Annotated in this window: 5 protein-coding genes; 2 read left to right on the top strand and 3 right to left on the bottom strand. The window is 59.5% G+C overall.

The annotated features are described in order from the left end of the window. Positions 1–161: 161 nt before the first annotated feature. Positions 162–3,221, bottom strand: a complete 3,060-nt coding sequence (locus VEH04_08710; protein ID HYG22849.1) for a two-component regulator propeller domain-containing protein — start codon at positions 3,219–3,221, stop codon at positions 162–164. Positions 3,222–3,813: 592 nt separating this feature from the next. After that, entirely contained in the window at positions 3,814–4,731 is a 918-nt protein-coding gene (locus VEH04_08705; protein ID HYG22848.1) for a farnesyl diphosphate synthase, read from the bottom strand. Between the two features lie 221 nt (positions 4,732–4,952). On the opposite strand from VEH04_08705, the gene flhA reads away from it, so the two are divergent. Beyond that, positions 4,953–7,076, top strand: a complete 2,124-nt coding sequence (gene flhA, locus VEH04_08700; GenBank protein ID HYG22847.1) for a flagellar biosynthesis protein FlhA — start codon at positions 4,953–4,955, stop codon at positions 7,074–7,076. A gap of 12 nt (positions 7,077–7,088) precedes the next feature. Next, entirely contained in the window at positions 7,089–8,075 is a 987-nt protein-coding gene (locus tag VEH04_08695) for a hypothetical protein (GenBank protein HYG22846.1), read from the top strand. Between the two features lie 3 nt (positions 8,076–8,078). Here VEH04_08695 and VEH04_08690 read toward each other — a convergent pair whose 3' ends face one another. Next, on the bottom strand, positions 8,079–9,359 hold the full coding sequence (locus tag VEH04_08690) for a glucuronyl hydrolase (GenBank protein ID HYG22845.1): 1,281 nt from the start codon (positions 9,357–9,359) through the stop codon (positions 8,079–8,081). Between the last annotated feature and the right edge of the window lie 407 nt (positions 9,360–9,766).

Below are 9,766 nucleotides of genomic sequence, written 5' to 3'. Positions count from 1 at the left end.
CTTTGGTTTCATCGCCGAGCGCCTGAAATGAATCCGCCAGTACGCAGGCTTCAGCCTTATTCTTTGAGGTTTCCATGCCACCGAGCCTATGCAGCACCCTCGGACATCCGCGGTCCAAGCGTTTGCTAAATATATAAGCCCAGCCCCAGCCGGTCAAACCGTCACGACGCAGCAAGAGCCGCGGCTCCGACGGCCACTCGAAGCTCGACGCGGGTCCCCTGCCCCGGATTGCTTTCAATCCGGCAACTGCCCCCAACCGAACTCAACCGTTGTTCCAGGTTGTTCAATCCCAAACCCGAATTGATGCGATCAGGCCGAATGGACGTGGGTTCCAGGCTGCCATTCAAACCGCGTCCATCGTCCTCAATGATCAACGAAAACGAATCTTCTTCGATGCGCACGCGCAGCCACACCTCCGTCGCGCGGGCATGCTTCACGATGTTGTTCAATGTTTCCTTCAAAGCGAGGAACAGGTTGTAACGCATCTCCGCCGACACCCGCAAGGCAGGCAGCGCGGCCGGCAGGTCCATGCGACAACGGATTCCCGCCACTCGCAGGAAGTCTTCGGCAAAGGCGGAGATGTAGTCGAGGAGTCCCGTGAACGTGTCGTGTTGCGGATCAACGGCCCAGACGATTTCATCCATCGCCTTGGTCAATTGCCGGGCCGAAGCTGAAATGCGGTCGAGGTGTTCCGTTGCGTGATCCTTCTCACGCCGTGCAAGTTCGCTCAAGAGCGTGATCTGGGTGAGGCCCGCGCCAATGTCATCATGGATGTCCTTGGCAATGCGCGTGCGGTCGCGCTCGACGGCGTGCTGCTGCTCCAGCAGCGCGAGCTTGCGGCGGTATTTGCGCGCAGCCACGCTGCGCACCGATGCGGCCACGATTCCGGTGACCGCAACACCTGCGAGCACAATGAATCCGCGGCGCTCATAAAAATAAGGCTGCACCGTGAACGCCAGCATTGTTCCCGCGTCATGCCAGTGCCCCCGATCGTCGCTCGCAATCACACGAAACCGGTAAGCGCCCGCCGGCAATCCCGAATACTGCGCAACCCGTCGCGTTCCAGCCTCGACCCAATCCTTATCGAAACCTTCGATGCGATATCGAAAACGTGTCGCTTCAAAGCTGAGCGCCGTGTAGCGGAATTCCAGGCGCTTGCGGCCGGGCGCAATCCGAATGGCTTTGCTGTTGAGCGCGATCGGCTCTCCATCCACCAATAGTTCTTCGATCCGCAAAGGGGCGCGAAATGAATGCGTTTTCATTTCACCCGGGTTAACAGAAACAACACCTTTCACCGTGGTGAACCACAGCCGTCCGTCACGGCCCTTCCAGCATGCAGGCTGGTAGCCATCCGAACATTCCAGGCTGGGCAAGCCATCGAGCCGCCCATACGTGACGCAATCCACACGCGAACTCTTCCCAGCCGCGCATGCGTCCAACTCACCTTTGTTCATCGAACAAATCCCCTGAGGGGTTCCAAACCAAAGGCGGCCCTGGTCGTCCTCAAGAATCTGGCTGATGACGTCGACCGGCAAACCTTCACGCTGCGTGATGCGCGAAAAGTTTCCGTCCTTGAATCGCAACAACCCGCCGCGGAATGTTCCCGCCCAGACGGTGCCCTCAGAATCAACATGCACCGACCAGATCGGTTGATCCCCCAGATGGCCGGCGCTGCGGAAGCCAGCGACCTTGTCAGGTTCGCAGCGATACAACACGCCGCTGTCGCTCCCCGCCCAGATGGTTCCATCGGGCGCTTCCGCCAGTGCGCGCACAGCGGAGAGTTCCAGTCCGTCATTTTCCCCAAAACTTCTTCGATCCACGGGCGACCACCACGACAAACCAGATTTGGTGCCGACCCAGACGCGTCCCGCGCGGTCCGCAAGAATGCTCTTTACGCCATGGACTTCCCAGGGTGCACGGCGTTTCTCTTCACCCTCAAACGCGTAAAGGTCTTCACCTTCAGCCGTGCTGAGCCACACGCCGTTGTCCTCGCGTGGGAAAACCGAGAAGACAAAGTTGGCAGAGACGTGATTGCCGACGGTGTAACGCTTCAACTTCCCATCCTGCCAGCGGCAGAGCCCGCCGCCGCCCGTGCCAATCCAGACAGCGCCCTCGCTGTCCTCGCAGACGGACAGTGCCGATCGCGCTGGCAAGCCCTCCGCCTGGCCTATTACGCGAAACCGGCGCTCCCGCAGCCGAACCAAACCACCGCGATCAATGCCAACCCAAATCCCGCCCTCACGGCTCTGAAACCATGCGCCGATGCGATCGCCTGGCAAACCCTCGAGCGTGGTGAAGCGTTCGTAGCGTCCGTCCGGCGTGACGTGGAAAAGGCCGTTGCCATAATGATTCAACCAGATCCCGCCCGCCCGATCCTCGTTCATTCCCATTGCACGCCCGGAAGCCCATCCAAGGCGGCCCCGCCATCCAGTCGCCTCCGCAATCCAGTCGCGGCCCGCCAGTTTTCGAAAACGTCCCCCATCGAGAACCCAAAGCGGACCTGCCCGAGTCGGCAATATCAACTGCGGATTGATGCCGACGTTCGGCTCTCCGTTCGTGGGCGTCCGCACCTCCCATCCGGCATTATCGAACCGAGCGAGAAAATTCGATGCGCCAATCCACACCAGTCCATGCGGATCAGCGGCAACACAAATGGCGCGGCGACTGTCCAGCAGACCTTTGGAATCGAAATCCTTGAACTCGCCGTCGCGGAACAAGATCACCCGCCCGTCGCGTGAGATGAACCACAACGTCCCGTTTCGGTCTGCGCATTGAAACAATGGACGCGTTCCACTTGGCGGCGCAACAGCTGACCAATCCGTCCCAGCCGAAGTCTTCCTCCGCCGCAACACCTCGCCGAACTGCCCTACAAACAGGACTTGGTCGGGCGACGAATGTGCAAGCGTGGTATGCAGGTCAAAGAGGCGGTCATCATCGGGCCGTTCGCGCTTGAATACCCCGTCGCGGTATGAGGTCAGTCCGCCGCGAAAGGTGTTGATCCACAGCGTGCCTTCGACATCTACATACAAGCCTTGGACGCGGGCGTGGCTGAGTTCGGGTGTATTGACGGGGTAGAACGTGACAAACCGTTCGCCATCGAACCGCGCCAGGCCGCTGTACGTGCCGATCCAAAGATACCCATCCGGCGTTTGCTCGATGGCCGTGACCGTGCTGCTGGGGAGATCGTCCTCGGTGTCTTTGACATCGATTAAGAAATCCATTGCCGCATGGCATCGATGCAAATGCCAGCTCCATCCCGACACGAGAACAGCGCTCAGAACGGCGGCTCGAACAAGCGTGAAACAGGCTCGGCAAGGGGCCGAAAGCGACATGTGCCTACTATCTATAAAGCACGTTCATGGAGCAAGCGGTAAGGAACCGGTTCCCGCCTTGCGCCCTGTGACACATTTGAGTTTCACGCGCTGCGTGGGCGGGGCTGGCCATACTCCCGAAACAAGCGTTGAGGCAACCGAGATAACGGAGAGACGATTGAGGTCGGCAGGAGTTCCAAAGCCATTGCGGAGCCCCCTCTCTCCAACTCTCTCCCCATTCGTGCCTCACGGGGCGAGAGAGAAGATTGTCGCGTTTGAAAAAGGAATCGAACGAAGCCTTGCGCAGTCGACAGCCGTTGGATGCCTCTCGATGGCTTTTTTCGCGTGTTTCGTGTGATTCGTGGTCAATCTGCCCCTGCAACTTTTCTGTCTGCTGCCTCTGCCGCGGTGTGTGCTTCGTGGTCAAACCTCCTCCCGTTCAGCGTCGTCTCCTTGGAGTGTCTTGTGGTCGATCATGTCGCGCAACAATCGACCAAGCCTCTCAATGCTCCCGTTTCAACAGAAACTCGGCCAGACCTTGCAGCGCAGCTGCTTTTCCTCGAAATGGCTTCAGCGCATCGAACGCTTTTCCCGTCAGTTCCTCGGCTATCCTGCGCGACCGGTCCAGCCCGACGATCGATGGATACGTCGCCTTCTGCGCCTTCGTATCCTTGCCCGCAGTCTTTCCCAGCTTTTCGCTGGTTTGCGTCACGTCAAGAATGTCGTCGATCACCTGGAAGGCCAGCCCAACATTGTAGCCAAAGTCCGTTAGCGCCTGCAGTTGCGCGGGAGTGCAATTCGCGCTCATGCCGCCCAACCTCACGGAACAGCATAACAGCGCTGACGTCTTGCGTTCGTGGATGTAACGGAGTTGCTGCGCAGAAGTCTTCTTCCCCTCGCCTTCCAGATCGGCCACCTGGCCCGCAATCAATTGCAGCGAACCCGACGCGCGCGCCAGTTCGAGGATCACGGTCCGATGCGAATACCGGCTCCACCCGCGGCTTTGCGCCGCAATTTCGAACGCTTGCGTCAACAGTGCGTCGCCCGCAAGAACTGCAATGCCTTCGCCGAACACCTTGTGATTGGTCGGCTTGCCGCGGCGAAAATCGTCGTCGTCCATTGCAGGCAGATCATCGTGCACAAGCGAGTAGGTATGGATGCACTCGACCGCACAAGCCAGCGGCATCGCGTCATCCTCCAATCCCCCGCAGGCTTCGGCCGCGGCCAGGCACAAAGCCGGGCGCATCCGCTTGCCACCCGCGAATAGCGAATACCGCATTGCCTTGTGGATCGTCGCGGGCTTGGTCTTTTCCGATGGAAGGAATGTGTCCAGGGCGCGGTTGACCGATTCCGTGCTGACGGCAAGAAACTGCTGCAAGTCAAAGGATCGGGCCTGCTGCAAACCGGGACGTTTCGACATGGGCCGTTTTTTAGGCAATGACCTATCGCCGCGCAAGGCGTTTTTGAGGTAATCGGCAGTCCAACACGCACCCCAGCCGGCCCAGGCGACCGGCACCCAGCCCGGCGAACGGCCGCGGGTGGTCCCGCTTTTGCTTAACTGCAGCAGCGGCGAAATTTGCCGGGCAGGCCGAAGGCGGCCGCCAACTCGATGAAAGAACCAATTTTAATTCTGAAACAGCCATGGGTGCGTTAAGCGACAGGTTGCGGAAACTTATTCCCTACGGGGACTTATGGCTCGTCGTCGCCGTTTTCGGCACGGTCCTGCTCCTGATCCTCCCGGTCTCGCCCATCCTGCTGGACCTCCTTCTGGCGATCAGTATTGCCCTTTCCCTGCTGACCCTGCTGGTCATTCTTTACCTACGCACCCCGGCGGAATTTACCGGGTTCCCCACCCTGCTGCTGTTCATCACTCTTTACCGGCTTGCCCTGAATGTGGCCTCAACCAGGCTCATTCTCCTCGATGGCTATGCCGGGCACCTGATCGAGGCGTTCGGCAGCTTCGTGGTCAGGGGCAATTACGTCGTCGGCATGGTCGTCTTCCTCATCCTCGTCCTGATCAACTTCATCGTGATCACCAAGGGCGCGGGACGCATCGCGGAAGTCGCGGCGCGGTTCACCCTGGACGCCATGCCCGGAAAGCAGATGGCGATCGATGCCGAATTGAACGCCGGCTTGATCAACGAAACGGAAGCACGCAATCGGCGGAAAGCCGTCGAGGAAGAAGCCGACTTCTACGGCGCAATGGACGGTGCGAGCAAGTTCGTGCGCGGCGATGCCATCGCAGCCATCCTGATCACCCTCATCAACATCGTCGGCGGCTTTGCCATCGGCATCATGCAAAAGGGCATGACCGTGATGGAATCGCTGGAACGATTCACGATTCTCTCGATCGGTGACGGTTTGATCTCGCAGATCCCCGCGCTCATCACGTCAATCGCCGCCGGCGTCCTCGTGACGCGTGCGACTTCCAAGAACGATCTCGGACGCGAACTCGGGCGGCAGTTGCTCGTTTATCCGCGCGCCCTGATGATTCTGGCGGGCATGCTTCTCGTGCTGGCCATCGTTCCAGGCTTGCCGATGCTGCCGTTTCTCACCCTCGCTGTCGTGGTTGGTGTGCTTGCCTACACGGTCAAGCGCAGCGGCGGGCTGGAAATGGGAACAGCCAACGCGTCCTCGCCGAAGGCCGCCGCCGCTGCCACTGTTGCGGGCGCAAAGGCACCCGCCGGATCGGCAACATCCGCCGAGGCCAAGGTCAATGAGCCGCTCGAGAACCTGCTCAGCCTCGACACGCTGCAAATCGAACTGGGTTACGGCCTGGTGTCGCTGGCCGATACCCGCAAAGGCGGCGACCTGCTCGAGCGCGTCACTGGAATTCGCAAAACGTTCGCAAGCGAAATGGGCATGTTGATTCCACCCATTCGGCTGCGCGACAACCTGCAACTCGGCACGAACGAATATCGGTTTCTGCTGAAGGGAAACGCCATCGCGCAGGGACAGTTGATGCCGGGCCACTGGCTCGCGATGAATGCCACGAACAGCCGGACCACGCTTAAAGGCATTCCCACGGTTGAACCTGTGTTCCAGCTGCCGGCGACCTGGATTACCGATGTGGAGCGCAAGACCGCTGAAACCGCCGGCTACACCGTCGTGGACGCGGCTTCCGTGATGGTGACGCATTTGTCCGAAACCGTCCGCCGTCACAGTCATGAGATTCTCACGCGGCAGGATGTGCAGGCGCTGCTCGACAATCTCAAGCAAACCCACCCTGCGGTCGTGAACGAACTGGTTCCTGGACAACTCACCGTCGGCCACGTGCAACGCATCCTGCAGAACTTGCTGGCCGAGGGAATATCCATTCGCAATCTCGCGGGCATTCTGGAAAAGGTCAGCGATTACGCCGCGGCAACCAAGAATCCAGACGAACTCTCCGAACACGCCCGCCGCGTGCTCGGCCCGCAAATCACAAAACCTTTCCAATCCGAAAATGGATCACTGCGGGCAATCACGATTGATCCCCGCCTGGAACAACAACTGTCACAAGGCGTCCGCCAAACCGCCACGGAGGTCGGCCTGGTCATTGAACCCCGCGTCGCGCGGCACGTGATGGACACCCTTTCCAAGTTCGTTCAGCAAATGCTTTCAACAGGCCAGCAACCGGTGGTGTTGTGCGCGCCCCAACTGCGCCTCGCGTTCCGCCGATTCTTCGAGGCCACCTTCGCGGACCTGGCCGTGCTCTCGTACTCGGAAATCCCAAATCGTGTGCAAGTCCAGAGTGCCGCAACGATTCCGCACGTCGAAGCCTGACGGAGCTTCTGAATGGAAGTCCTTCAATTCATCGCGCCCACCGCGGCCGCTGCGCTGGACCAGATTCATAAACAACTCGGGCCCGACGCCGTCGTCCTGAGCGTCCGCCCAGTTCCAGCCCAGGGCCTCGCCCGCCTTCTTCCCGGCCAGACACGCATCGAGGTCCTGGCCGGCGTGCCCGATCCCTCGACACATCCTACTGCGTTCCCAACGCAGTTGCCTGCCAGCGAATCGCAGCCCCGCCGCAAGGGTTCCTCCCAGCGGTGGCAAACGGTGGCTTGGCTGGAAGCGCACGGGTTGATGCCCGCCTTTGCCGACCGCTTGCAGTCGCACGTTTGTTCAATCGTTGGCACCCAAGCTCCGCAGCCTCTCGAAGCGGAATGGCAGGCGGTCACAAAAGGACTCTGCGATTTCTGGCGTCCTGTGCCGTCAATGGCTGCAAGTCTGATGGCGCGACCGCACGTGTTCATCGGGCCTGCCGGCTCGGGCAAAACCACTGCGCTGTGCAAATGGCTGACGCTCGCGACGCTCATGGAGGAACGCGTTGCCCGCGTGTTTCGACTCGATGGGGCAAGCGCGAATACGGCGGATTATCTGACCATTCATTGCGAGATGCTCGGCGTGCCGGTCGAACGCTTTTGGAAGGCGCCCGCAAATCGCGCGGAAATGCTGTTCATCGATTTGCCCGGAGTGGACGCCCGTGAGCCGCAGTCGATCCATCACGCGCGCGAACAAATTGCAGCGCTTCCAGACCCGCACGTGCATCTGGTCCTCAATGCAGCTTACGAGCCTGCGACGTTGCTGGCCCAGTGTGAAGCATTTGCGCCATTGCAACCTCACGATCTCATCCTCACCCATCTCGATGAAGAGCCACGGCGGATGAAATTGTGGAACTTCGCCTTCGGTTCGCAGCTGCCGATTCGTTACCTCAGTTCAGGCCAGAAGATTCCCGGCGAGTTTCACAGCGCATCTCCCGATCGCCTGCTCACGGTCGAATAAGAATCATCGTGCCGTGACTCGGTCGCGGTAGCGAAGCAGCGCCTCAAGGAAGTAATAGTCGGCGTAGACGATTGGAACGTCGATCTCGTGCTTCTCAGGAATATGACCCACGCTGTGACGGAGAATAAAATCGCCATCTTTTTCAACGTCGGCGCGGTAAGCCGGTGAAGACAACGAAAGCAGCTGTTGCCGTGCAACTTCAAAGTATCGTTTGCCTGCTCCTCCTCCCACGAGCCGGCTTAGTTCAATCAACGCCGAACTCATGATCGCACCCGCCGATGCGTCACGAGGTTCGTTGGGAATGTTTGGTGCGTCAAAATCCCAGTAGGGAATCTTGTCCGCCGGCATCCGTGGATGATTCACGAGGAAATTCGCGATGTTCGTGGCGTGCGCAAGGTAGTCTGCCCGGCCTGTTTCACGCGCCATCATGGTGAACCCGTATAAACCCCACGCCTGTCCGCGTGCCCACGCAGTGTGATCAGCGAAGCCTTGCACGGTCTGTTTTCCCAGGATCGTGCCGTTGGCCGGGTTGTAATCGACAAGGTGAAAGCTGCTGTAATCAGCGCGGAAATGATTTTTCAGCGTCCGATCGGCGTGCGACAACGCAATTTCCCGGAGGCGGCTGTCGCCCCCATTCCTTGCAGCCCACATCAACAACTCGAGGTTCATCATGTTGTCGATGATCACTGGGCAGCTCCATCCTCCGAAATCCCACGAACGTATGAGGCCCACTTCCGGCTTAAACCGCGACGCCAGCGACTCAGCGCCGCGGAGCAGAACGGGTTGATACGAAGCCTCACCTGTCAGGCGCAGTCCGTTGCCATAGCTGCAGTACAACATAAAGCCGACATCATGATGGCCGCGGAAGTTTTGAATCGAACTAAGCCGCGCAGTGTAATTGGATGCAGCGTGCAACCACTTGGGATCGCGAGTGTAGTCATACAGATACCACAGTGCGCCCGGAAAAAATCCGCTCGTCCAGTCCCGCGCGTTGACGAGTCGATGACGACCGTTTTCATAGCTGCGGGGAAACATGGGACCATTGGTGAGGCGTGCCAGCATGCGATCATACTGGGACCCTGCGAACCTGAACGTCTCGGGCAAACGCGCCAGCAATTCATCGCGATCTCCTGCGCTAATCCCAGCCGCGTCGGTTCTGGTGGCCTTCGAGCCGGAGCATCCGGAGAGAACGAAGCTGAAGATGCCAATGATGAGCGCGAGGCCGCTCAGTTTTGGGATGCTTACCGTACGGCATCGTGTCGTCGCCGCTATGAAATTGAGCATGCCCATTCCTATCGACTTTCCAGGATCAACGCACGGGCGAAATAGCGCAGGAATTTGACTCTTTTGGGGAGGCCGGCGCGGCAACGAACGGGCGTTTACCAGGAGGCCGCGGAGATATCGGAGAAGGCATCCAACGCGGGCGCCCCTCTCTCCAACTCTCTCCCCGCTCGTGCCTCACGGGGCGAGAGAGAAGATTGCCGGAGTTCAGAACGTAAAGAATGTCGGCCACAGTAAGGAACAACAACTGGTCTCCATGCCCTGCCGTCTTTCGTGTGTTTCGTGTGCTTCGTGGTTAGCCTCCTCCCATTCAGCCTTCGCACTGCGCCCCTCTCGGGCGAAGCAACACAGGCCAACCCACAGGTGCGGAAACATTCTGACACGTTCGAGTTTCGCACGTTGCTGTGCCC

The organism is Verrucomicrobiia bacterium (assembly GCA_035629175.1).
GTDB lineage: Bacteria > Verrucomicrobiota > Verrucomicrobiia > Limisphaerales > DASXHY01 > DASXHY01.
This window is presented reverse-complemented; position numbering and strand designations above follow the sequence as displayed.

Excerpts from the sequence above, each read along its gene's own strand:
- VEH04_08690 (HYG22845.1), bottom strand. The coding sequence starts at position 9,359 with ATGCTCAATTTCATAGCGGCGACGACACGATGCCGTACGGTAAGCATC.
- VEH04_08705 (HYG22848.1), bottom strand. The coding sequence starts at position 4,731 with ATGTCGAAACGTCCCGGTTTGCAGCAGGCCCGATCCTTTGACTTGCAG.
- VEH04_08710 (HYG22849.1), bottom strand. The coding sequence starts at position 3,221 with ATGGATTTCTTAATCGATGTCAAAGACACCGAGGACGATCTCCCCAGC.
- flhA (HYG22847.1), top strand. The coding sequence starts at position 4,953 with ATGGGTGCGTTAAGCGACAGGTTGCGGAAACTTATTCCCTACGGGGAC.
- VEH04_08695 (HYG22846.1), top strand. The coding sequence starts at position 7,089 with ATGGAAGTCCTTCAATTCATCGCGCCCACCGCGGCCGCTGCGCTGGAC.